General features: G+C 55.4%; 22 protein-coding genes. 15 read left to right on the plus strand and 7 right to left on the minus strand.

Going from position 1 to position 24641, the window contains the following annotated elements:
• Positions 1–31: 31 nt before the first annotated feature.
• Together ubiE and IPM21_16440 are read right to left on the minus strand one after the other, a co-directional pair.
• Positions 32–700: a bifunctional demethylmenaquinone methyltransferase/2-methoxy-6-polyprenyl-1,4-benzoquinol methylase UbiE gene (ubiE, locus tag IPM21_16435; protein MBK9165461.1), complete on the minus strand. Its 669-nt coding sequence runs from the start codon at positions 698–700 to the stop codon at positions 32–34.
• Between the two features lie 53 nt (positions 701–753).
• Complete coding sequence (locus IPM21_16440) at positions 754–2043, minus strand: insulinase family protein (protein MBK9165462.1); 1290 nt, start codon at positions 2041–2043, stop codon at positions 754–756.
• 289 nt (positions 2044–2332) lie between these two features.
• Here IPM21_16440 and IPM21_16445 point away from each other — a divergent pair, with 289 nt between their 5' ends.
• Complete coding sequence (locus IPM21_16445) at positions 2333–3685, plus strand: energy transducer TonB (protein MBK9165463.1); 1353 nt, start codon at positions 2333–2335, stop codon at positions 3683–3685.
• Positions 3686–3759: 74 nt separating this feature from the next.
• On the opposite strand, the gene mtnA is transcribed toward IPM21_16445, so the two are convergent.
• Complete coding sequence (gene mtnA, locus IPM21_16450; GenBank protein MBK9165464.1) at positions 3760–4815, minus strand: S-methyl-5-thioribose-1-phosphate isomerase; 1056 nt, start codon at positions 4813–4815, stop codon at positions 3760–3762.
• Between the two features lie 142 nt (positions 4816–4957).
• Here mtnA and IPM21_16455 point away from each other — a divergent pair, with 142 nt between their 5' ends.
• The 7 genes from IPM21_16455 (at position 4958) to IPM21_16485 (ending at position 10020) form a co-directional block, all read left to right on the plus strand.
• Entirely contained in the window at positions 4958–5629 is a 672-nt protein-coding gene (locus IPM21_16455; protein ID MBK9165465.1) for a hypothetical protein, read from the plus strand.
• 140 nt (positions 5630–5769) lie between these two features.
• The gene (gene glgP, locus IPM21_16460; protein ID MBK9165466.1) at positions 5770–7908 is read left to right on the plus strand and encodes an alpha-glucan family phosphorylase; all 2139 of its coding nucleotides are present in this window, start codon (positions 5770–5772) and stop codon (positions 7906–7908) included.
• Between the two features lie 10 nt (positions 7909–7918).
• Entirely contained in the window at positions 7919–8647 is a 729-nt protein-coding gene (locus IPM21_16465) for a hypothetical protein (protein ID MBK9165467.1), read from the plus strand.
• 4 nt (positions 8648–8651) lie between these two features.
• The gene (ytxJ, locus tag IPM21_16470; GenBank protein ID MBK9165468.1) at positions 8652–8978 is read left to right on the plus strand and encodes a bacillithiol system redox-active protein YtxJ; all 327 of its coding nucleotides are present in this window, start codon (positions 8652–8654) and stop codon (positions 8976–8978) included.
• Entirely contained in the window at positions 8975–9262 is a 288-nt protein-coding gene (locus IPM21_16475) for a DUF971 domain-containing protein (GenBank protein ID MBK9165469.1), read from the plus strand. The genes ytxJ and IPM21_16475 overlap by 4 nt, the downstream gene beginning before the upstream one ends.
• Before the next feature lie 40 nt (positions 9263–9302).
• A complete protein-coding gene (locus tag IPM21_16480; protein ID MBK9165470.1) occupies positions 9303–9575 on the plus strand; it encodes a hypothetical protein in 273 nt (90 codons plus the stop codon).
• Positions 9576–9636: 61 nt separating this feature from the next.
• Positions 9637–10020 carry a hypothetical protein gene (locus IPM21_16485; GenBank protein MBK9165471.1) on the plus strand — a complete coding sequence of 128 codons (384 nt, stop codon included), beginning with the start codon at positions 9637–9639 and terminating at the stop codon, positions 10018–10020.
• A gap of 5 nt (positions 10021–10025) precedes the next feature.
• Here the strand turns inward: IPM21_16485 and IPM21_16490 are convergent, their stop codons facing one another.
• Complete coding sequence (locus IPM21_16490; GenBank protein ID MBK9165472.1) at positions 10026–11714, minus strand: DUF3458 domain-containing protein; 1689 nt, start codon at positions 11712–11714, stop codon at positions 10026–10028.
• Between the two features lie 70 nt (positions 11715–11784).
• On the opposite strand from IPM21_16490, the gene IPM21_16495 reads away from it, so the two are divergent.
• Positions 11785–13221, plus strand: a complete 1437-nt coding sequence (locus tag IPM21_16495) for a M20/M25/M40 family metallo-hydrolase (GenBank protein ID MBK9165473.1) — start codon at positions 11785–11787, stop codon at positions 13219–13221.
• A 4-nt stretch (positions 13222–13225) separates the two neighbouring features.
• Positions 13226–13390 (plus strand): hypothetical protein, encoded by a 165-nt coding sequence (locus tag IPM21_16500; GenBank protein MBK9165474.1) that lies wholly within the window; start codon positions 13226–13228, stop codon positions 13388–13390.
• A gap of 73 nt (positions 13391–13463) precedes the next feature.
• On the opposite strand, the gene IPM21_16505 is transcribed toward IPM21_16500, so the two are convergent.
• A complete protein-coding gene (locus IPM21_16505; protein MBK9165475.1) occupies positions 13464–15236 on the minus strand; it encodes a S41 family peptidase in 1773 nt (590 codons plus the stop codon).
• Positions 15237–15409: 173 nt separating this feature from the next.
• Here IPM21_16505 and IPM21_16510 point away from each other — a divergent pair, with 173 nt between their 5' ends.
• The 5 genes from IPM21_16510 (at position 15410) to IPM21_16530 (ending at position 22077) form a co-directional block, all read left to right on the plus strand.
• Positions 15410–18685, plus strand: coding sequence for a PD40 domain-containing protein (locus IPM21_16510; GenBank protein MBK9165476.1), 3276 nt, complete (start codon positions 15410–15412; stop codon positions 18683–18685).
• Complete coding sequence (locus tag IPM21_16515) at positions 18685–19716, plus strand: ABC transporter ATP-binding protein (protein MBK9165477.1); 1032 nt, start codon at positions 18685–18687, stop codon at positions 19714–19716. Before IPM21_16510 ends, IPM21_16515 begins: the two co-directional genes overlap by 1 nt.
• The gene (locus IPM21_16520; GenBank protein MBK9165478.1) at positions 19652–20200 is read left to right on the plus strand and encodes a GNAT family N-acetyltransferase; all 549 of its coding nucleotides are present in this window, start codon (positions 19652–19654) and stop codon (positions 20198–20200) included. Before IPM21_16515 ends, IPM21_16520 begins: the two co-directional genes overlap by 65 nt.
• Positions 20200–21189, plus strand: coding sequence for a dipeptide ABC transporter ATP-binding protein (locus IPM21_16525; protein MBK9165479.1), 990 nt, complete (start codon positions 20200–20202; stop codon positions 21187–21189). Before IPM21_16520 ends, IPM21_16525 begins: the two co-directional genes overlap by 1 nt.
• Positions 21190–21300: 111 nt before the next feature.
• Entirely contained in the window at positions 21301–22077 is a 777-nt protein-coding gene (locus IPM21_16530; GenBank protein MBK9165480.1) for a YIP1 family protein, read from the plus strand.
• A gap of 65 nt (positions 22078–22142) precedes the next feature.
• On the opposite strand, the gene IPM21_16535 is transcribed toward IPM21_16530, so the two are convergent.
• Entirely contained in the window at positions 22143–23402 is a 1260-nt protein-coding gene (locus IPM21_16535; protein ID MBK9165481.1) for an ABC transporter permease, read from the minus strand.
• Between the two features lies 1 nt (position 23403).
• Positions 23404–24639: an ABC transporter permease gene (locus IPM21_16540; protein MBK9165482.1), complete on the minus strand. Its 1236-nt coding sequence runs from the start codon at positions 24637–24639 to the stop codon at positions 23404–23406.
• Between the last annotated feature and the right edge of the window lie 2 nt (positions 24640–24641).

Consider the following 24641-nt stretch of genomic DNA (forward strand, 5'->3'; position numbering starts at 1 on the left):
CAGAACTATGGGAACGCCGCGAAGATTCCCGTCAGGAAGCAGGCGAACGCAGCCCGGTGTGTATCGCGGCGATGCCGCCGGTCAGATTCCGATATTCTACATCATCAAAGCCGCACTCGCTCATTAGCGCCACAAGGGCTTTCTGATCAGGGAACTTTGAGACCGAATCGGGGAGGTATTCATAGGCCCCACGGTTCCCGCTGACCATGCCGCCGATCCGCGGAAGAACGCGTGTGAAATAAAAATTAAACGCCTGCCGAAATCCCGGCAGGACCGGAGATGAGAACTCAAGGACGACCAGCCGCCCGCCGGGTTTGAGAATACGACGAAGCTCGACCAGGCCGTCGCGAAAATTTGCAAGATTGCGAAGTCCGAAGGCGATGGTGACGGCGTCAAAGGAGCGATCGGCAAACGGCATCGAAAGGGCATCGCCTTCGATCCAGGGAATACGCTCGGTCTTTTCCTTTGCGACGGCGAGCATCGGATGGCAGAAATCGCTTCCGATGACACGTGCATTCGCTCCGGTCTTTAGCTCGATAGAAAGGTCGCCGGTGCCGCAGGCGACATCAAGAACAACGGCGTTTTCATCGTCGAGAATATCGTCAAGCTGAGCCCGGACCTTCCGCCGCCAGCGTTTATCGGTGTTACCGGAGAGAACGTGGTTGAGCAGGTCGTAGCGACGCGCGATGCCAGAAAACATCGAGCGGACAGCACGTGCGTGCTCCTGTTCGCGTAGTGAACGTTCGGGCTGCACTAGTTTTCGGCGGTCTCCTCGGCGGGCGTAAAAAGCATCAGCGAGACCATTGGTGCGGCCCGCAGCTTGTCGATGAAGGACTGCACGTCGGTGAGCGACACGGCGGTGATGGCGTCGGCCTCGGCCTTTGCCGAACGGAGGCTGTAAGTATGAACGTCAAGCCAGAGCGTGGTCGGTTCGATCAAGGCACGCTTGGCGAGGACGAGCCGCTTTGCTGCGTCAAACTCCGCCTGCGAAACGCGGTCGCCGAGAGCCTTCGGGACGGCCTCGTTAACCTCAACAGGCTTGATTCCGTTGTCCGGCCGGCTGATATCGGAGAAGCGAATAACAAAGGTGCCCGGCAGGATATTGGCGTTATTTGCGACCGAAACAAGCTCGCGTTTGTCCGCTGGAGTGGCGTTGCGGAGCCGAGTTTCGATCAGCCCGGCGGCAACGAGCGATGCGGGATATTCCTTTGAATTTCGTGCAATTCCGCGGGCGACCATTCGCATCTCGCCTGTCCCGACAACTGGCGAAGCGACCGTCTTCATCAACGTTTCTGGAGTATCGGGCTGGCGAAATGTTGGCGGAATTCTTCCATCGGATTTTTTCCAAGCACCGAAGAACCGCCGCACGGCCCGATAAGTCATTTCACCTTCATACCGGCCGCTGAGCGTGATGGTCGCGTTGTCGGCACCGAAAAAGCGGCTATAAGCAAACTGCAGATCGGCGAAGTCGATCTTGTCGATCGACGTCGGTGTTCCATTGGCCGGGCGTCCGTAGGGAAACGTGCCGAGCAGATGTGAGGCGGCGGCGATGTCGGCTGCGTAAGCCGGCTGCTTCTCAAGCTCGGCTGCACGTTTAATGGCCTCTGCTTTAACGGCGGCGGTCACATCTTTATCGAGCGTCGGCGTCGAAACGGCAGCGGCCAGCGTCTCGATCATCGTCAAGAAACCTTCCTGATTTGATGACGCAGCGATCTCGATATAATCGTAGTTGCAGGTGACTTCGAGGCCTCCACCGACGTCCGAGAAAAAGTCGCGGGACGCCTGGTTGGGAAATATTGCATCGGAAAGCAGGCACATCAAGCCCTCTTTTCCCTGCGGGTCGAAGGCGGCTCCGGAGTGGACGCGCACTCGGGCCTTTATCTGTTCGGCGGTGTCGCTAAACATCAGGACACGCATTCCGTTGAGCAGTTTTTCCTGCCGTGGTCCGCCGCTTGAGGAGCGCTGTGCGGACATCGCTCCTGCAAATGCGGCAACAAGCGCGAGAGTAGCGAATGATCTAGTTAAAATGGCGTTATTGAACATCTTTTCACGCGGAGCAAAAGCAAAATGGTAACCTTTTTAGTTGCAAAATTCCATCGGAGTGTTGTAACCGCCTTTTCTACTTTTTCCCTTTGCCCAAACTTAAAGAAAAAAATTAACTATAGGCATCGTCACCAAGCGGGAAAGCATCTAGAAACTTTGGATGGACGCCCGGCGTTTCGCGATCAGGCTTTGGAAGATTGACACTTAACATTGCGGCGAAACGCGTTATAATATTTAGATAGATGGTTTTACCTGCCGTCACCCACAGGAGGCAGAGGAGAAGCGGAAAATGGCAAAGATCGTAAAGTATTGCGGTAAATGCGACGAAGGGTTTGCAGAACGGTTTACTTTCTGTCCCGATTGCGGAAGCGAACTGCAAGCTTATGAAATGAATCCGGTCGGCCAAGGGGCCGCACCGCCTTCGCCCGTGTTTCTGGAAGAGACTGCACCGGAGCCGGTCGTTGAGCCTCAGATCGAGGCGGCAGCGGTCGAGGAAGAAGAAATTCTCGAGCTCGGCAATGCCGATCAGCCTGCCGAAGAGATCTTCGTGGCCCCGCCGACTGTCGAGGTGAACGAAGAGGTTCGGGAGTTCGATGGGTACGACGAAGACGTTCAGGAAATTGAGGTTGAGGAACCAGAACCGGAACCGGAAAGGCTACCGACCTCCGCAGCAGCCTTCTTTGAACCGAAGGCCTATGAGCACTCTGAGGCCTCGAAAGCTGCTTACGACCACGACGATGACGGTTATTACATAACTGTTATCCAGGATAATAACGGGAAACAGCGGAATGTGCTGCTTCTAGGGGCAACCTTTCTGGTGCTGACCGTAGCTTTTGCCTCGTGGGGATATTCGCTCTTCAACAAAGATCTCGGCGTCGGTTCGATCGGTGATTCGCAATCACTTGCGTATTTGCTCGATTCGGTACCGATGCCGATCGATGAGATCGAAGAGCAAAAGAAGAATGACGAAGAAGGCGGTGGCGGCGGCGGTGGTGGCCGGGATGAACAAGAACCGGTCAGCCAGGGCGACCTTGCAGATCAATCTCGAACACCAACTCGTCCGCCGGATGCGAAAGTCTTCCGAAGCGACAATTTTGAGTTGAAAACCCCTCCGCCGCAAACCGAAGGCGATCGGAAGTTCCCTAAGGAATTTGACCGATGGGGCGATCCGAATTCGAAATACGCCGGACTTCAGAACGGTCCTGGCACTGGAGGCGGTCAAGGCACGGGCGTAGGGACCGGGCAGGGAAGCGGCCGCGGAACGGGTACGGGCAGCGGCACTGGATCGGGAAGCGGTAGCGGCATCGGCGACGGAAACGGCGGCGGCCGAGGTCCGGGAAGTGGTGGCCCGCCTCCGCCGATAGCGGTCGGACCGACGACGGGATTGAAGATCGTAGCAAAGCCGCGGCCGGGTTATACGGAAGCCGCACGCAAGAACGGAACTCAGGGTACTGTCGTGCTTCGTGTGACGTTTCTTGCAAATGGCAGCATCGGCCCGATCTCGACCGTACGTGGACTTCCGAATGGGTTGACCGAACAGGCTATCGCAGCCGCACGCAGCATCCGATTCGAAGCGCCGAAGCGCAACGGAGTTCCTAGTGCGATAACGCGAACGATCGAGTATTCGTTCACGATGTATTAAAGTGAAGTTAGTTAAATTGAAAAAGCCGGGTTTGTCGCCCGGCTTTTTTGTTTTTTTAAGTTGAGGCTGTGGACTCAATCTTCGAATTGGGCCTTCAGGCTCTCAATATACGGAGCACGAGCGACGCCTTTTTCGGTAATTATCGCCGTGACAAGATCATTTGGCGTGACGTCAAAGGCGTAGTTCGAAATGCCGATGCCGTCCGGTGCAAGCTGAATGTCCTTGACATGCGTAATCTCGCGGCGATCGCGTTCCTCGATCGGGATCTCGTCCCCCGACGGGCAGTTCATGTCAACGGTTGAGAGCGGTGCCGCGACGTAGAACGGAATTCCATGCCTTCGGGCAAGCACGGCGACCATATAGGTGCCGATCTTGTTGGCAACGTCGCCATTGGCCGCAATGCGGTCGCTTCCGACCACAACCGCCTGAACCTCGCCGCGCTTCATCATATGGCCGCTCATGTTGTCTGTAATAAGCGTTACTGGGATTTCGTCTTGCAGGAGTTCCCAGGCGGTCAAGCGTGCACCCTGAAGATACGGCCGGGTCTCATCTGCGATGACCGACACCTTTTTCCCTTGATCGACCGCACCACGGATAACGCCGAGCGCCGTTCCCCAAACGCCGCCGGTCGCAAGAGCTCCTGCGTTGCAATGCGTCAGAACGGTGTCGTTGTCCGCAAGAAGTTCGCCGCCAAACTGGGCGATCAGCCGCTGCGATTCGATATCCTCGTCATGGATCGCTTTAGCATCCGCGATCAGTATCTGCTTGATCTCAGAGATGCTGCGGCCGTCGGCTTTGGCCTTGGCAAAGGTCCGCTTCATCCGGTCGATCGCCCAGAAAAGATTGACCGCAGTCGGACGCGTCCGGCCGAGGACGTCGGAAATATAGTCTAGTTCCTCTTCAAGATCGGCAATGTCCGTACCGACAAATTGATTGACGCCGAGCGCGATGCCATAGGCGGCAGAGACGCCGATCGCCGGTGCTCCGCGGACGACCATATCCTTAATGCCAGCCGCGACCTCGTCGTAAGTGCGGAGCGTCAGCCACTTTTCCTCGGTCGGGAGCAGTCGCTGATCGAGCATCAGGACGCCTTCATCTGACCATTTAACAGGGATTATATTGAGATTCATAAGTTCAAAGTGCGGCCTCGTTCAAACGGCTGTCGGGCCAATTGCCAAAAGTTGAACTCTAAACGAAAACGCCGCAAGCCTCAAATTTCCTGAAACCTTTTGTAGGTCGCTTGACGTTATTAATGGCGGGAACGGCAGACTTATGAAGATCGAACAGATACTAGACGGCATACACGGCTCGGTGATCAAGCGTCGCTGGGCACAGCTCTTTACGGCATTCGTCCGTGTGCTTTTAGGCTTCGCTTTTATCCCGCCTAGCATTCCAAAGATCTTGAGCCAGCCCTTCACGGTTCTGCCGGATTCGAACCCGGTCGGGGCTTACTTCAACGCTCTTTATCATACGGGTTTTTACTACAACTTTCTCGGCTGGTCGCAGCTGATAGCGGCCATTCTTTTGCTCATTCCGCGAACCTCGCATCTCGGCGCGCTGATGTTCTTTCCGATAATCGTTAACATCGCGATACTCACCAGTTCGGTCGGGTTCGTCGGGACGTGGCTGATCACGGGCCTGATGGCTTTGGCCGCACTCCATTTGGTCGGGTGGGAATACGACCGCTGGAAGGGGATAATTTTCCGCGACCGCGAATGGCGGACAAATGCGGACTGGAAACGGATGGCGGGCATCGTGATCTTTTTCGCAGCAGGCGGTGTTCCGATGGGAATTCTTTGGTACTGGATCGGCCTCGGAAACTTTCCGAACTATCTGCGGATCACCGGAATATTGGTTGGGCTCGGCTTTGTCTTTGGTGTCCTCGTTGCATTTCACTACCGGCTTATGCCGGTAGGCAGACTAAACGATCCCGAGCTGAAATAGAATTTAGATCTACACAAACTCCCACGCATCCGGCCTTCCTTTCATTGAATCTTGATGCCGGTTGCTTTATAGTTTTGCTTTAATTACTCTCGAACCTCATATCCTCACTTTAGTACTTAATGCAGGCAGCAACCGAACGAATGGATCTAACGTTTCGCTCATTTCGCCCTTTTGGCGCCCAACTTCCCGAGCCGATCAATGCCCTTGACCGGATCGCGCGCAATTTTTACTGGTCATGGCATCCGGAAGGCGTCGAGCTTTTCCGTGATATCGCTCCGACCATTTGGGACAAGTACGAGCAGCACCCGCTGAAGGTGCTCGAAGAGGTCGGCGAGTTTCGGCTTTGGCAGAAGGCGGCTGACGACGAATACGTCAAAAAGCTGAACGATTTTGCCGCCAAGTTCGACGCCTATATGGCGGAGGCGGCACGCTCATACGAAAACGGACCGACGCCCGAGCACCCGGCGGCATATTTTTGCGCCGAATATGGCGTACATAATTCGTTGCCGAATTATTCGGGCGGGCTCGGCATACTTGCAGGCGATCATTTGAAATCGGCGAGCGATATGAATGTGCCGCTGGTCGCGGTCGGGCTGCTTTACCGCTACGGATATTTCCGTCAGGACATCGGCCACGACGGCTGGCAGGAAGAGCATTACGCAAATATTTTCGGGCATGGCCTTGCGATTACGCCTGTCATCGCCCCGACCGGTGAACGAGTTCGGGTAAGTTGCTACATCCGCGGGCGGGAGGTCATCGCTCAGGCTTGGCTCGTTAAGGTCGGCCGCATTTCGCTCTATCTGCTCGACACGAATGTTGATGAAAATAGCGAGGTCGACCGGATGATCACCGGCCACCTTTACGGCGGCGATTCGGAAACGCGTATCGTTCAGGAAAAAGTGCTTGGGATCGGCGGCGTGCGGTTGCTGCGAAAGCTCGGCGTTGAACCGAATGTTTTTCATCTCAATGAAGGCCACGCTGCTTTCTCGACGCTCGAGCTCGTTCATGAGTATCTGGCTAAGAACCCGGAGAAGACATTTGCTGAGGCTCAGGTGTTTGTAAAGGAGCAATGTGTTTTCACGACACATACGCCGGTCGCCGCGGGTAATGATGTGTTTCAGCCGGAGCAGCTTCGGTCGTGCTTTAGCCTGGATTACATCGCGTCGCTGAAGTTGGATGAGAGCGAGTTCTTTTCTCTCGGCCGGGTCGATCCCGACCACGAGACGGAACCTTTCGGGATGACGCCATTTGCGATTCGGATGACGCGCTCAGCGAATGGCGTTGCCGAAAAGCACGGCGAGGTCTCGCGTGGGCTCTGGAAAGATATGTTCCCGGCAGGCTCGGCTGTGCCGATCTCTCACGTAACGAATGGAGTGCATCCGCCAACGTGGATCGCACCCGCATACCAGCGGCTTTTCGATACGGAGATCGGTTCGGACTGGGCAAAGCTTATCCACGATCCGCAGGCATGGGCAGCGGCGATAGACCATATCGACGACGCGAAGATCTGGCAAAAGCACGTTACGCTTAAGAACCTCTTGATCGCATTCATCCGCCGCCGGACGCTACGAAAGGAGACCGGCGGTCAGGACACGATCAACGAACGCACGAGCACGTCGGACCTTTTTGACCCGAACGCCCTTACCATCGGCTTTGCCCGCCGTGTCGCCCAATACAAACGCTGGAACCTGATCCTTTCGGACCTCGACCGTCTTCTGCGGCTTGTGGATCACGCCGACCGGCCGGTGCAGTTCGTTTTCGCTGGCAAAGCGCATCCGCAGGACCGGACGGCGAAGGCAATTCTGCAAGAACTGATGAGCATTAACCACGAGTCTCAGTGGCAGTCGCGGGCGGTATTCATTGAAGACTATGACCAGGAGGTCGCACGGTATCTTGTCCAAGGCGTCGATGTTTGGCTCAACGTGCCGCGGCGTCCAATGGAGGCGAGCGGTACCAGCGGGATGAAGGCCGCAATGAACGGCGTGCTTAATTTCTCGATCCTCGACGGTTGGTGGCCCGAGGGATACAACGGCCGCAACGGTTTCGCGGTCGGCGACCTCAGAGATTTTGACAGCGATGCGGAGATCGACGCGATCGAGGCAGAGTCGCTTTATTCGACGCTCGAGAACGAGGTCGTTCCGACGTTCTATCAACGCGGCGAAGGCGGCTTGCCGAGCGAGTGGATCGCCCGGATGAAGGATTCGATCGCGACGCTTACGCCGCAGTTCTCGAGCGACCGTATGGTGGCCGACTACATCGAGAAGATCTACAAACGATAAGAGGCTCGGAATGTTTGAACCTCAACAGGAATTTACCACGGGCAAGATCAAGGCCATGGAGTGCTACCGCGAAGCCTGGGAAATGGTTCGCGGGCAGTACTTAATGGTGTTTGCGGTCGTGATCGTCGGGATGATCGTCGGTAGCTTGATCCCGCTGATCATTCTCGGGCCGATGGTCTGCGGCATTTACCTTTGCCTTTTCGATATGATCGACGGCAAGCCGATCAGCTTTGACAAGCTCTTCAAGGGGTTCGACTTCTTCCTGCCAAGTTTTCTGCTGACACTGCTGATAATGGTCCCGATCGTCATCATGGTCATCCTGATCTACATTCCGCTCATAGGGGTCGCGATCGCCGGCCAGCGGATGTCGCAAGACGAGCTCTTGTGGATGATCATCGGAATGTTAGGTGTCGAGCTCGTCTTCGCAGTGATAATGACCATCATCCATACGCTTGTCATCTTTTCCTTCCCGCTGATCGTTGACCGAAAGGCCGGAGCTTGGGAGGCGATTACGCTCAGTGCCCGAGCCGTTTGGGCGAATAAGGGCGGAGTCGGGGCTCTTTTTGGAATTGGGTTTTTGCTTGCGATCCTTGGTTATCTTGCATTATGCGTGGGGATATATTTGGTCATTCCGATAATAATCACGGCGACCGCCGTTGCATATAGAAAGGTTTTTCCGCCCTTGGCAGAGCGTTTCAGCTCGCCACCTCCCCCTGAGTTTTACGATAACGTTGCTTGATAATATGCCAGCTGAATTCAAGTATTTGGATACGATCGACGACTTTGAGGAGCTTCTGCGGGTTTCCGATGAGCGGCCGGTGACGGTCTATAAGCATAGCTCGACATGCGGCATCAGCGCTCATTTGCTCGAAGAGATGATAGCAGTTGACGGAAATGTAAACGTCGTTGTCGTCCAACGTTCGCGGGAACTTTCAGACCACATTGCCCGGCAATCGGGCATCCGTCACCAATCGCCCCAGGCGTTCGTTTTTCGCGAGCGAAAGGTCCGCTACCAGGCATCGCATTACGCGATCAACCCATCGGACATCAACAAGAACCTAAAGCAATGATAGAACCCCTAGAGATCGTTGAAGAAAACGACCGCGAACTGACCATCGGTTGGTCGGACGGCACCGAGACGCGCTTCACGGCCGCCGGGCTGCGGCGGGCGTGCCCGTGTGCCGGCTGCATCGACGAATGGACAGGCAAAAAGATCCTCGACGAGAAAAATGTACCCGATGATCTAACAATCAAACATACCTCTATCGTCGGCCGCTACGCCCTCAACTTCCACTTCTCGGATGGGCACGACACGGGCATCTTTAGCTTTAATTTTCTCCGCGACCTGAAATGACGCAAGCATCGTTCGGCCTCGATAGGTTAGAATATAGAGGATGAATGAACGCGATATCTTCGACGAGCGTCAAGAGGTAAAAACCTCCTCATTTGCTTGCACCCATTGCCGCGAACGCAACGACTACGAAGTCCGCTGGATGACCCGTATCAAAAAGAAGAACCTGCCCCGCAATTTGAATGAACGCGACCGGGCCCAGCTTGAGAAGTCGAGGGATTATATGGTCCGGATCGACGATGTGCTGATGTGCAAAAATCTCCGATGCCGCAAGCGTTTTGAAATACCCACAATGCAATCGGTCGTATTTTTGTAGTAAGGCTGCCTGCAAAGTGTTATTATTGGATTATTGAGATCAGTTCAGGCAGGTAATGGCTATGGTCCGAGATCCGTTGGCAAATTGGCCCGGAAGCGAGCCGCCCGATGAAGAAATTGCGAATTTCATCGAGCACGAGATCTCTCACGTCCCGCAAGCTCCTCATGAACTCCTTGAGCGCCTTACTGAACACCACTCCTCATCTCCGGCCGATTCAGGCGGCGATATCGATGCGAGCTGGGAAGAGGTAAACACATCAGGTTCCGAAGCTGTCTTCGGCCACAACCCGACTCCCGATCAATCCGACGTAGAAGAAAACGCCCACGCGATGGGGATCGATTTTGAGGACAACGAGCCGCTCGATTTCGTCCGCAAAATGGGACGGCGAGACCGCAACCGCTTTGAGCTCGACCCTCTCTCCAAGTCCGACGGTGATTCCATCTAGATCATTTATTTGATTCCCGGTCCGCTAAAAACGGCGAGCGGGATCTTTGTTGCGGGATCGAACGTGACCTCGGTTATCGGCTTATCTGTCCGGAGCGTGACGGTCTTTGCTCTCGCGTCGAGGTCGACTTTCTCGATCTTCGAAGTGCCGTCGCCGAACTTTAGCTCTACCTCAAGCGGCAAGCGGAACGCAGCAGGCGTTGTGGCCGAGCCTCGTTGGGTTTGGGTAAAGGTCAGGGTCACTGCGTTCCTTTCACTGTCGAAGCGGTTCGTTACACGGACCTTCGGATGCCCGGACTTGAAAACCCATTGGTCGAAGTACCAGCCGAGCTTCTGGCCGGAGGTTTCCTCCATAACCTTCTGCAGATCCGCAGTCTCAACCGAGCCGAACCGGTGACGTTCGAGGAAAAGCTTCACCGCCCGCCAAAAGTTCTCATCGCCGACCTGCTCGCGGAGTTGGTGAAGGACGGCCCCGCCCTTGTTGTAGGTCACGGCGGGCCAGCGGAAGAGTACGGATGTATCGCCGGCACGGCGGTTATACAGAGCATGTGAAACAGGCGTCGTCGCGGTGTGGTTCACGTAGTTTTCGGCATCAAGGCCGACCTTCCGAATGTATTCTTCACGCCCATAGAACTTTTCACGGATCGCGGCTTCGAAAAAGGTCGCAAAGCCTTCATTGATCCATAGGTCAGCCCAGGTCTTGCAAGTGACGTTGTTACCCAACCACGAGTGGGCGATCTCATGAGCAACCAGGTCCTCAACGTTTCCGCGCATGAAGTCGATCGAGGCGTAGAAGATCTCTGTGTCTGCCATCGTCGTCGCCGTAATATTCTCCATTCCGCCGAACTCGAAATTGGCGACCATCGTCTGGTCGTATTTGTTGAAGGGATAGGGTGTGCCGGTCAATTCCTCCATCGCCTCCAACATTCGAATGGACTTGCCGTAGGCGAGCGGGACGATGTTTTCGCGGCCGGGATACACATAATAGCCGAGCGGGATGTCGCGAAAGCTCTCGGTGATCTTTACGTATTCGCCGACGACGAATGAGATCAGATACGTCGGGTGCGGGATGTCCATTCGAAAATGGTGGGTTGCGGTGCCGTCGGAGTTTTCTGTCACAGCGACCGTCTCGCCATTGCCGACGACCGTTTGCCCTGTCGGCACTGTGATGAACTTCTCGGTCGTCGCCTTATCGCTAGGGAAGTCGAAGGAGGGAAGCCAATGGCGAGCCTCATCGGGTTGGCCCTGCGTCCAGATCTGCGCCGGATGGACTTGGCGGTCGCCGGCCTTTCGTTCGTCTACGAAATAAATGCCTTTCTTTGGCCGTGCGGTGTATTCGAAGCGTATCTCGTAGTCACGTTCGGCCACCGATGGCGAAGGCAGATCGACGATGACCTTGTCAGATACGGTCCGGAATTTCAGGTCGCGGCCATCGAGCGATATGCGCGAAAAACTGAACGAAACGGCGTCGAACTCGAGCGTCTTAAGCCCTACCTTGATCGGCCGTAACCGTACGGCCGTATCGCCGCGGACAAGCTTCTGCTTCGGATCGAAAGACAGCTTTATCGTGTAGTGCTGAACGTCATATTGACGAACGCGGTCGAGCTTCGGGTCGGCTTGGGCCTGAACGAAAATCGAGGTAAGACAAAAAAACAATAGGGCCGTGACGGTGGAGTATTTAAGGTTCACTTTCATTCGAACAATTAGATGCAGGCGGCTTTCAATTTGTAGCAACGAGAAAATCGCTTTAGGATAGCGTTAATTTATGATATCCACCATGCGAACCCTTCTCAATACGGTTGCGGCGATTTCGGTGATCGTTGCAACGCTCTCAGCACAGCAACCGCCGGCACCGCTCTTTTCACAGGAGACCCTTGATGAGGCCCGGCAAATACACGCGGCCGCACTCAGGTCCGACAAAGCCTATGAATGGACGGCGTTTTTGACGAACAATATCGGCCCGCGCTTTTCCGGCACGCCGCAGGCCGCACGGGCGGAGCAATATGTTGCGGAGGAAATGCGAAAACTCGGGCTCGAGGTCGAACTGCAAAAGCTCAAAGTACCGCATTGGGTCCGCGGCGAAGAGAAAGCTGAGTTGACCAGCTGGCCGGGAATGGCCGCCGGTACTGTGCAAAAGCTTGTACTCAAAACGCTCGGCGGAAGCATCGCAACGCCGCCCGAAGGGCTTGAGGCGGAAGTCGTTGTCGTTGAAAATTTCGCTGAGCTTGAAAAGCTTGGCCGTGAGCGGATCGCAGGTAAGATCGTCATCTTCAACTATCGGTACGACCGCAGGCTTTCAGATGCAGGATTTGGCCTTGAAGCCTACGGCCAGGCGGTCCAGTACCGCGGCGGCGGTGCGATCGCGGCCGCGAGGTACGGAGCCGTTGCGTCGCTAGTGCGAAGTGCGGGCGGCTCGCAGAACCGGCTTGCCCATACCGGCGGGATGCGTTACGACCCCGCGGTCGCGAAGATACCCGGAGCCGCTCTTTCGCATGAGGACGCGGATATGATCGCTCACCTTGCAAAGCAGGGAACGGTCCGCCTAAGGCTGAAGCTAACGCCTAAAACCCTGCCTGATGCCGACGGGCACAACGTGATAGCGGACCTCCGCGGGAGCGAGCTTCCGGACGAGGTCGTGATCGTTTCGGGCCATCTCGATTCGTGGGATGTCGGAACCGGGGCGCTCGATGATGCGGGCGGCGTCGCTGTCTCAATGCAGGTGGCGTATATTCTGAAACAGCTAGGGCTGAGGCCAAAGCGAACGATTCGCTTCATCGCTTACGCGAATGAAGAGAACGGGCTGGTCGGCGGACGGGAATATGCTGCGCGGGAATCAACGCGGATCGAGAAACACTTTGCGGCGATCGAAAGCGACCTTGGCGTTTCGCACCCGGTCGGTGTTCTCTACGCGGGCCGTCCCGAGGTCGGTGCGGCGATCGATCCTATCCTGCAAATACTCCGTGCCCAAGGCTCGGGACTTACCCGCCGAGAAGGCGGCGTCGGAGCCGACATCGGCCCGCTAACACAGCGCGGCGTGCCTTCATTTGCCCCGTGGTTCAATACGCGAAAGTATTTCGATTATCACCATACCGAGGCAGACACTTTCGATAAGATCGATCCGGTTGAGATGAAAAAGCTCGGGGCACTGATGGCGGTTCTCGCTTACGCGCTTGCAAATGCCGATGGGCCTTTGCCAAGATAGGGATATGAACAGGCCACCGCCATACTTTCCGCAGAATCAGCTCTCGCCGCCAAATGACAAGCGGTACCGCAATTTCAAGATCATTGTTGCGGTGCTCGCGGTCGTCCTGGTCGCAATACTTGGTGCCGTGGGCTACGGGCTTTATTATTTGATCTCCTCAATGTTCTAAATCTTTGATCTGCAGGATCGAAAAAAGCCGGGCGTTGGGCCCGGCTTTTTTATTTGTGATAACGTTCGAAGCTTTAGCGATTGTCTGCACCCGAATCGCCGATCGATGCCCGTCGGGCCTCGGCACTCTGCATTGCTAGTTCTCGGGCTTTCGGAAGTGCGTCGATCGCCTTCTTTAACTGGGTGTCGTATTCGTTGAAGACCTGAAACGACGCCGTCGTTCCATACGCAGCAGTTACGAGTTCCGACCTTAGCATCCGCTGAATAAATTCCTTCTCGGCCACAAGTTGGGAGTCCGTGTATCCAAATTTATCTTTGGCGAAACGCTTAAACGCCTGCAATACCGGTTCCGTTATCGGGAAATCCTTCGCGGTTAAATCGTATGAGAAACGGATCGGTTGAGACACCTTGAGGGATTCCAATCCCTTCACCCGCCCGGCCGTGAGATCAAGAGCGAATGCGAAGATCGGATTTGCAAGCTTTTGTTGAAAGCGTGCCCGCTCGATCGGAATAGTGTCGGCCTTGATCTCAATGTCCGGGGCAATGCCGCCGCCGCTGTAAACCGTCCGCCCGAGGTCGGTCTTGGCCTCATCGCCATTCGGCTTTTGGGCTTCATCATTGTCGCGGCCAACACCGCCGTTGGTGTAGTAGCTATAAAGGCTGCCATCCGAGTAATCACGTTGGATAAGGCGACCCGAGGGTGTTTCGTACTTCGCGACAGTCAATAGAAGCATTGAACCGTACTCAAGGATGAAAGGATTCTGTACGAGGCCTTTTCCGAAGGTGTTCTCGCCAACGATCAGTGCCCGGTCGTGGTCTTGCAGAGCTCCCGCAAGGATCTCGGAGGCTGAAGCCGATCCGCGGTTGACCATAATGACGACCGGCATGGTCTCCGGCAGCGGATTCTCGGCCCTGAAGGGCTCCGTAACACCTTCGAGTCGGCCTTTTTGGGTGAAAATGGTTTGCCCAGATTCAAGAAACGTGTTTGCCACGCGGTACGCCTGGCTTACGAGCCCGCCGCCGTTACCTTTAAGGTCAAGCACGAGCTGAGTCATGCCCGCGGCCTTCAGGCGTGTCATTGCCTCGGCGAATTCGGCATAGGTCGTCTGTGTAAAACCGCCGGTCATGGCGATGTACCCGGTGCCGGGGCGAATCATGTATGCCTCGGAGATCGAGGGCTGCGGAACAGCGTCGCGGATGATCTCGACCGTTTCGCGCTTGCCGGTGTCGTTTCGCTCGACCGTCACCTTTGCGGCAGTTCCTCGCGGTCCGCGCAGGTGGTCGCGAACCTCGGTAAACGGCTTTCCGACCATTGAGACGCCATTCACGTCAAGTATCTTGTCGCCGTATTTGAGCCCGACGCGGTTGGCTGGAGCATTCTCAAAGGTCGCCCGGATGTAGGTCCCGGTCATTTTGCCATCGCTGTCGGTCAGGTCATTGATGGTCGCACCGATACCGAAATAGCGCGAACTCTGGTCCGTGCGAAACTGCTCGAATTCTTTAGCGTCAAAATAGTTGGAATGCGGGTCGAGCGACTTAAGCATGCCGCCGATCGAACTCTTGAAGAGCTCGTTGTAATCGATCTGTTTGCCGACGACGTGGTTCTGCTGGATCAGCCTCAAGGCCTCGACCACGTCCAGACCGAGCGCTTCGGTGGTGACCGCAGGAGGTTTGGCCGAAGACGCTCCGGAAACTGCCGCTGGTGGATTCGAAGGCGTCGCGCCGCCGTTACCATTGGCCCGCGGCTGCGCATTGATCAACGAAGCAGACGCAAAAACAACAACCAGAATGAATGCAAACGGCAATTTGCGGACAAACGACCGACCGGCGGATACGGAAAGCTTCATAAATTGAAAATACCTCAAGAGGAATGGTAGCAATTATTGGACTAAATTTCGATAAAAATAGTTGCTCCGATAGTTGCGGCCGTGCACAGGCGTTTTGGGAAATGGCGGTGTTTCGCTAAACTTCCTTATGTTTCCCGGCAATTCAAACAAAATTTCGGAGGCTTGCTCACCTAATGATTCTGCGATCCGCGATCACGTTCACGCTCTTTTTACTCCTTTCGGCCACAGTATTTACGCAAACGAAACTCCTCAGGTTTCCTGATATCCACGGCGACCGCGTCGTTTTCAGCTATGGCGGAGATCTTTGGTCCGCTCCGGCTTCCGGCGGCACTGCCGTTCGGCTGACGGCACATCCGGGAGTTGAGACGTTTCCGAAGTTCTCTCCGGACGGCCGATGGATCGCGTTTACAGGGCAGTATGACGGAGACGAGCAGGTTTACGTGATGCCGGCTGGCGGCGGCGAACCGCGGCAATTGACCTTTTATCCTTCCCGCGGGCCGCTTGCACCGCGATGGGGATATGACAATCAAGTTTACGGCTGGACGAAGGACGGCAAGATCTTTTTCCGCGGATTGCGTGAATCGTGGTCGCTTCCGATCGCGAGGCTTTTCACCGTTTCGCCGGAAGGCGGGCCGGTCGAACCGCTTCCGATGCCGGAAGCAGGTTCGGGTGATTTCTCACCCGACGGCGGCAAGATGGTCTATTCGCCACAATCCCGCGACTTCCGCCCTGAAAAGCGTTACGAAGGCGGGCAGGCGAACCGGCTTTATATCTATGACATCGCGACCGCCGACGCGAAACTGATCTCCGACAGCCCGCGGGCAAACCGCGACGCGATGTGGATCGGCAATTCGATCTACTTCATTTCGGACAAGGACGGCAAATTTAACCTCTATTCGTACGACACCGGCAATGGCCGGACGACTCAGGTCACACGGAACCGTGACTGGGACATCCGCTGGCCGAGTTCGGATAGTCAGGGCAAGATAGTTTGGGAGCGCGATGGCGAGATCGAGGTCTTTGATGTTTCGTCAAAGCGGTCGAATAAGCTTTCGATCAATGTTCCAGATGACGGAGTGAATCGCAGGAAGCGGCAGACTTCAGTAGCGAATCTTGTAAGCTCATACGGGCTCTCGCCAAAGGGGGAGCGGGCCGTTTTTGCCGCACGCGGCGATATCTTTACGGCACCGATCGAGCGCGGAGCCGTCCGCAATCTGACGAATTCCTCCGGAGCACACGACAAACTGCCGGCTTGGTCGCCGGATGGCAGGAATATCGCTTTCATCTCCGACCGCACGGGCGAGGAAGAGGTTTGGGTAATGCCGCACGATGGGTCGGGACCGGCAACACAGATAACGACGGGCTCCAAGGCGCAGAAGTACGCGCCTTTCTGGTCGGCGGACAGCAAGAAGCTGGTTTTTAGTGACAAGGACGCGAGGCTTTTCATCGCGAATGTCGAGTCCAAACAGGTTCAGGAGATCGCTAACGCCCGCAATGGACTGATCTTTAACTACGCATGGTCGCCAAAAGGTAATTACGTGGCATACACGATGCAGACGCCGAACGGGCTTGCATCGGTGTTCATCTGGAAATCGGCCGACAACAGGTCGTATCGGGCAACGCCGGAAATGTTCAATGCGGGAAACGCGGCGTGGGACCCGAGCGGCGATTACCTTTACTTCATTTCACAGCGAGAATTCGCTCCGCAGATCTCGAATTCAGAATTCAACTACGCAACCGACCGGATGTCGCAGATCTACGCACTCGCACTTCGAAGCGATGTAAAACATCCCTTTCCCTTTCAGGACGATGAGGTGACGATCACACCGGAAAAGCCCGCGAGTTCCACAACACCTTCGCCGTCTCCGTCACCGACTCCGGCCGCTGCGCCGGAAACGATCGAATTCGACGGGCTTGAGTCGCGGGCCGTGAAGGTTCCGCTGCCGGCCGATAACTACAACGGCCTTTCCGCCAACCGAGGCCACTTGATCTACGCAGTTACACCTCCGTTCTACTACGGACGACAGGCTCCTATTCAGACCTCGCTGCGAATCTACTCGCTCAAGGATCGGAAGGAGACAACGCTTCTTACTCCGGCATTCGGTTATGCACTCTCCGCCGACGGAACGAAGCTCCTCAGCACATCGGCTGGCGGCAGCTATAACCTGCTTGACGCAAACCCACAAGGCGAGCGAACCCGGAAAGCGGTTTCGACTGCCGGGCTTGTGACCGAGATCGACCCGGTTGCGGAATGGAACCAGATCTTCAATGAAGCTTGGCGACGATACCGTGATTGGTTCTACGTTGAGAACATGCATGGATTTGACTGGGAACGCATCCGCGAGGATTACCGCAAGTGGCTGCCCCACGTTGCCCATCGAGCGGATCTGAACTACATCATAGCCGAGATGAGCTCTGAATTGACCGTCCAACACGCCTACATTGACGGCGGCGATATGAACCTGCCGCCGCGGGTTCGCGTCGCATTACCGGGAGCGAGATTCGAGGCGGATAGGGCTTCGGGCCGTTACAAGATATCGAAGATCTATACGGGGCAGAACGAGGAAGATATTTATCGGGCGCCGCTTGCGGAGGTTGGCGTCAATGCTCGGCCTGGCGATTATCTTTTGGCCGTAAACGGTGAAGAGGTGAAGACTGACAGGGACGTCTATGCGTATTTCCGCGGCAAGGCCGATGCGGCCGTCACGCTAACGCTGAATTCGTCGCCGACGATGCAGGGAGCTCGAAAGGTTTCTTTTAGGCCGATCATCTCCGAGTCAGATCTCATTTATCTCGACTGGATCGAAGCGAACCGCAAACGCGTCAGCGATATGTCGGGCGGCCGCGTCGGTTATATCCATATTCCGGATATGGGGGCGGCGGGAATTCGTGAGTTTATCAAGTGGTATTACCCGCAGCTCGATAAAGAAGGCTTGGTCGTTGACGTGCGAGCAAACGGCGGCGGAAACGTCTCGCGAATGCTGATAGAGCGGCTGCGACGGCGTGTGCTCGGGGTAAATTTCCGCCGCGGCGATGCCGACGGAACCACGTATCCTGACGGAGTGTTTGGTGGGCCGATGGTCGCTCTGCTAAATGAAAACTCTGCTTCGGACGGCGATATTTTCCCGTATATGTTTCGCGAGGCAGGGCTCGGGCCGCTTATCGGGAAACGGAGCTGGGGCGGCGTAGTCGGTATCACGAATCGCGGGAATCTGATCGATGGCGGCGTTGTCAACGTACCGGAATTTGCATTGGCGAACACGAAGGGCGAATACATCATCGAAGGCTATGGCGTTGACCCGGACATTGAGATCGATAACGACCCTCGGTCAGTGATCGCCGGTCGTGACCCGCAGCTTGAACGCGGCGTGCAAGAGGTGATGAAGAAACTGACCTCGCCGGTAAAGCTCCCGGCACGCCCGGCCGACCCTAACCGGAACAAGAACTAATGCCGCAATTGCTTGAAGTTGATCACCTGCAAACGCACTTTCCGACCCGGGCGGGGTTGGTGAGGGCGGTGAATGACGTCAGTTTTTCGATCGGCGAGGGCGAGCTTTTGGCTCTGGTTGGCGAATCGGGTTGCGGTAAGTCAATAACGGCGCTTTCGATAATGCGGCTTATCTATCCGCCGGGTAAGATCGCAGGCGGCTCGATCCTTTTTACGGGCGAGGAGCTAACGACTGCCAGCGAAGACCGTTTACGGCAAATACGCGGCAACGACATCGCGATGATCTTTCAGGACCCGATGACCTCGCTCAATCCGGTCTATACGGTCGGTGAACAGATAGCTGAGGCCCTGCGGCTGCACCGAAAGCTGGACAGGAAGGCAGCGAAAGCCGCGGCGATCGAGGCGATGAAAGAAGTTTCGATACCCTCGCCCGAGCGGCGTGCCGACGATTATCCACATCAGCTTTCGGGTGGAATGCGGCAGCGAGTGATGATCGCTATGGCTCTCGCCTGCGACCCGGAACTGCTTATCGCTGATGAACCAACAACCGCCCTTGATGTAACGATTCAGGCTCAGATCCTTGAGCTGTTGAACGAACTCAGAAGAACAAGAAAGCTCGCTGTACTGCTGATCACGCACGACCTTGGCGTCGTCGCCGACGTCGCGGATCGCGTTTGTGTGATGTACACGGGGAAGATCGTCGAGGAGAGCGGCGTGGAGGAGCTTTTTGAGGATCCGAAGCATCCCTATACGAAAGGCCTGCTTCGTTCAGTGCCGAAGCTCGCGGCTCACACGATAGGGAAGGTCGCCCGGTTACAAACCATCGAAGGCGTAGTCCCGACGCCGACCGATCTCCCGCCCGGCTGCCATTTCGAGCCCCGTTGCGAGTTCCGGATGCCTGAATGTTCGCGGGGTGAGATACCACTAATTGGAATCGGAAATGCGATCGGCGTTCGATGTCTCCTGTATGAGAAAGAGTCAAGAACCAAATTTGAAAGGGGCGTTGGTTTACCTGCGTCAACCGTCGATTGATGACGAGAAGGAATTCCTCGGCAAAGTCCGGAAGAGCCGTGAGTTTCATCGGGGCTTAATGCGGCTCGCAAGGAATCACAAGGAATTTGAAGCGTTTGTCGCGCGAACGCGGTCGTCGTCAACAGAAGGCTCTCTGATCTGTCGAAACTGTGACGATGTCATCGTTGGTGTTATAAGTCTTTCTCAGATCTTTTACGGTCCCTTGAAGAGTGCCTATCTTGGATATTCTTTATTCAAGGGGTTTACCGGATGTGGTTATGCAACTGAAGCGGTAAGGTTGATCGTGCGATTTTCCTTTAAAGATCTTAAACTGCATCGAGTTGAGGCGAATATACAGCCCGATAACTTAGCCTCAATTGCACTTGTAAAAAGGCTCGGGTTCAGTCGAGAGGGCTTTTCGCCAAAGTATCTGAAGATCGGTGGGCGTTGGCGCGATCATGAACGCTGGGCTCTCATAAAGGAGAACTGGAAAAAGAAACTGTAATGCACCCCTTAGCCGCACAAACCGGGACGACACCTTTGCTTCAGGTAGAGAGTCTGGTCAAGCACTTTCCCGTTGAGAATAGCGATGATGTAGTCCGCGCGGTGGATGGCGTTTCGTTCGACATTTTTGCGGGCGAGACGCTTGGGCTGGTCGGTGAATCGGGCTGCGGGAAATCGACAGTCGGCCGCTGCCTTTTGCGGCTTCATGAGCCGACGGCGGGCGAGGTGGTATTTGAGGGGCAGAACATTATCGGCCTTCCGCATCGCGAGATGCAGACGCTCCGGCGGGAGATGCAGATCATCTTTCAGGACCCCTACGCAAGCCTTAATCCGAGGTTGAGTATTCGCTCGATCATCTCAGAACCGCTGATAATCCACGGCATCGGCAACAAGGCCGAACAGCGGGATCGCGTTGCGGACCTTTTGCGAAAGGTTGGCCTCGACCCAGACTACATGGACCGCTATGCCCATGAATTCTCCGGCGGGCAGCGGCAGCGGATCGGCATCGCCCGGGCTCTTGCTTTGAACCCGAGGCTGATCATCTGCGATGAGCCGGTCTCGGCGCTCGATGTTTCGGTACAGGCTCAGGTCGTCAATTTGCTGCAGGATCTTCAGCAAGAGTTTGGTCTAACCTATCTTTTTATTTCGCACGGGCTTGCGGTTGTCGAGCATATTTCAAATCGCGTCGCCGTAATGTATCTCGGCAAGATCGTTGAGGTCGCGGAAGCACGGGAGCTTTACGAGAATCCGCTCCACCCTTACACAAAGGCATTACTTTCGGCGATTCCTAATCCCGACCCGAAAGAGAAGCGCGAACGGATCATCCTAACCGGTGACGTTCCGACGCCGATCAATCCGCCTTCGGGTTGCCGATTTAGGACACGTTGCCCGATCGCGATCCCGGAATGTGCGGCCGTCGAACCTCCGCTCGAAGAGCACGCGGCCAACCACCTTGCCGCCTGTATTTGTATCGGCGAACCTGTGATATAAACGAAAACTTGCAACACTCCGAGCGGGATTACCGTATATTGGAGTGAATTACATTTCTTTACAAACCTTTAGCTTAAAAAAGTGCCCGCCCAACGGGCCAAATGGAGGAAGATGTCTGAATTCGATCCTAAAGAAAACCGTGCGTCCAATGAGATCGTTGAGATGTCCGAGGTGGCGACGCTCGGCAATATCTTTTTCGAGCCCGAGCGAACGTTCAGAGCCCTTAGGGCAAAGCCCCGATTCATCCTGGCGGCCGTGATCATATCACTGTTGGTTGGCGGATATATCGTGGCCCTCAACTACAAGATCGGCCCCGAAGGCCTGCGACGCGAAATCTCGGCACAGCTCGAGAAGAACCCACAGGTCGCCTCGATGAGCGCAGGTGATAAGGCTCAGATGGTCGAAACGCAGATGACCATCAACAAGTACACCCAGTATATTGTTCCGATATTCGTGTTGATCAGCTTTGGCATCGGGGCCTTGCTTTATTGGGGCGGAGCAAAGGCATTTGGCGGCGAGGGCGGATTTTTGCAGGCGCTTTCTGTTTGGGTTTACTCATCTTTCCCGCCGGCTCTGATCTCAACGATCGGGAGCTTTATCGTCATGTATTTCAAGGCGGCCGAGGAGATCGACATTGTGTCGAGCCAGCGCGGGCTGCTACATGCAAATCTCGGCTTTCTATTTGGAAAAGACGCGAGCCCGGTGCTTGTAACGCTGATAAGTGTTCTTGATCTTTTCGCGATCTGGGGCTGGATACTGGCCGCGATCGGCCTTCGGGTAACTAACAAGATCTCGAACGGTTCTGCATGGGCGGTAATAGTTCTCGTGGCTCTTGTCGGCGTTCTGTTTAGGGTTATCAGTGCCTTCTTCTCAGGGAATCCAAGCTAGGCACCCGGAAACGAAGGGATGATCACTTTTTGAAAGAGGATGCTCAGTCGGGCATCCTCTTTTTCTTATTCGTAGCGAAGTGATTCGATCGGGTCGAGCCGGGCGGCTTTCCATGCAGGGAAAAGCCCGAAGACAAGCCCAATGCCGACACTGGCGAAAAAGCCGGCGATCGGTGCCCAGAGCGGAACATATGACGGGAAGACCGTTTGGATAAGGAGCGAGAGCCCCCATCCGATCGCAAGCCCTAGCAAACCGCCAAACCCGGTCAACGTCCCCGCCTCGATAAGAAATTGCAGAAGAATATCGCTTTGCTTTGCACCGATTGCCTTTCGGATGCCGATCTCGCGGGTTCTTTCGGTGACGGAGACGAGCATGATGTTCATCACGCCAATGCCGCCGATAAGAAGGCCTATGGATGAGATAACTACCATCGCGGCGGCGACTCCGGCAGTGATCGATTGGAACTGGTCGATAATGCTATCGGCCGTGGCAGTTGAGAAATTGTTCGGCTCACCGAATTTGACGCCCCGGCGAACGCGAAGAAGGTCCTCGACCTGGTCGCGGGCTTCCTGTATTCGACCGGGCTTTGAGACGACAGTTATGAAAATGTCATCTGCATTCGGCTTGATCCGCTGGGCCGAGCCAAATGGCATATAGATCGTATTGCTCTGGTCGCTGTTCCCGCCGTCACCGCCGAAAAGCTGCGGCTTTTTGTCGAGTTGGCCGACGATCGTAAATTCTCGACCATTTATCTCGAGCGTTTTGCCGATCGGTGTTTCAAAGGGGAAAAATGTCTCTTTTACGGTCGAGCCTATAAGGGCGACGTCTTTCTTGAAATCTACCTCGGTCTGGTTGAACCAACGGCCCTCGACAATGACCTCCGTTTCTGCCCGTTCGATCTCGGGCAAAGTTCCACTGAGCTGAATATTTGAGGTCTGTTTACCGTTACCGGAAACTACTGTGCGATTGCCAAAAAAGCCGCTCGATACATTTAGCCTGGGAACTGCGGTCTCAACGTCCGGGAGATTTCGTAGAGCAAGAGCGTCTTCCAGCGTCAGGTCGGGACGCATACGTTCCTCCCTTGAGGGACGCCCGAACCGTACTCCGGTGTTCATTTTGTTGACGAAGATCGAGCGCGTGCCGAACGATTTGACCTGTGCTTCTACCGCCATCCCGATGCCGGAAATGATCGATGAGATGAGCATCACGGTTATAACGCCGACAACGACACCGATGATGGTCAGAAACGAGCGCAGCTTATTGCTACGCAGCGTATCGAACGCCATCTTGAGATTCTCGTAAAACCTACTTGCCGCAACTCTCATTCTAATCAGCCCTCAGTGCTTCGATCGGATCGAGCTTGGCAGCCTTCCAAGCCGGGAACAGACCGGCAAGTATACCGACTGCGGCAGAAACGCTGATGGCAAGAACCGCGGCCCACCACGGTATCGAAGCCGGGAAAACATACATAGTGACAAAGAAGCTGGTTGTATAGGCAATAATTAGCCCGATCAACCCGCCGATCGCCGAAAGAAGCCCTGACTCGAAAAGAAACTGTCGAAGAATGTCCCCCTGTCTTGCCCCGAGCGATTTTCTAATGCCGATCTCTTTTGTCCGCTCCGTCACGGCAACGAGCATGATATTCATGATCACGATCGCCCCTACGACCAAAGCGATTCCCGGCACAACGAGAAGCACGGTCGAAAAGACGCCTGTGAAACTTCCAATCAGTCCACTGATCGCGTCCGGTGTTACGATACCGAAGTTGTCCTTCTCCTCTGCGGGAAGCTTGCGCTTTATTCGCATCAACGTTCGAACCTCATCAACGGCGTCCTCCATCTTAACGTCCTCACGGGCCGTTATCGAGAAGGTCGGGGCCCTTTGCCACCGAAGGCCGCCGAAGTTCGCCCCGAATGTGTTGATCGGGACCTGAATGAAATTGTCCTGCGGCTGGCCGAAAACGGAGCCCTTTGCCACCCGAATTCCGATCACCCGATAGGGAATCCCGGAGATCTGGATCTCGCTGCCGATGGCTCCGCCTTGCGGAAAAAGATTTTCTGCAATGTCCGTGCCGATGAACGCGACCCGGACGGCGTTATTGTTTTCAGCCTCGGTAAAGTAGCGCCCTTCCATGATCTCGATATTGTCGATCTGGGCGATCACCGGCTGCATTCCCTGAATATTGACCGCTTGAAGAGTATTGGTTCCGGAGCGAATGTCACGCGAAGTATTTCCGGCCCGTGCCCCTATTTTATCGATGAGCTGGGCTCGTTCTTTGATGAAATCGAGTTCGTCAAAGGTGAGTTCCTTGTTCCGCCGCTGTGCCTCGGCGATGGTATCTGAATTGCGGAAGTCAGAGAAATTGAACCGCTGGACCGTGAAGGCCTTCGAGCCAATGCCGGCAATTTTCTCATCGACATAGCCGTTGAACCCGAGCAAAAGCGAGAGAACGACCATAAACGCCGTCATCCCGATGATCATCCCGAGCAGCGTCAGGAACGACCGGAGTTTGTGGCCCATTATCGAATCAAAGGCCAATTTGAGTGTTTCGGCAAGGTTCATCT

It is taken from the genome of Acidobacteriota bacterium (assembly GCA_016716435.1).
Classification (GTDB): Bacteria; Acidobacteriota; Blastocatellia; order Pyrinomonadales; family Pyrinomonadaceae; genus OLB17.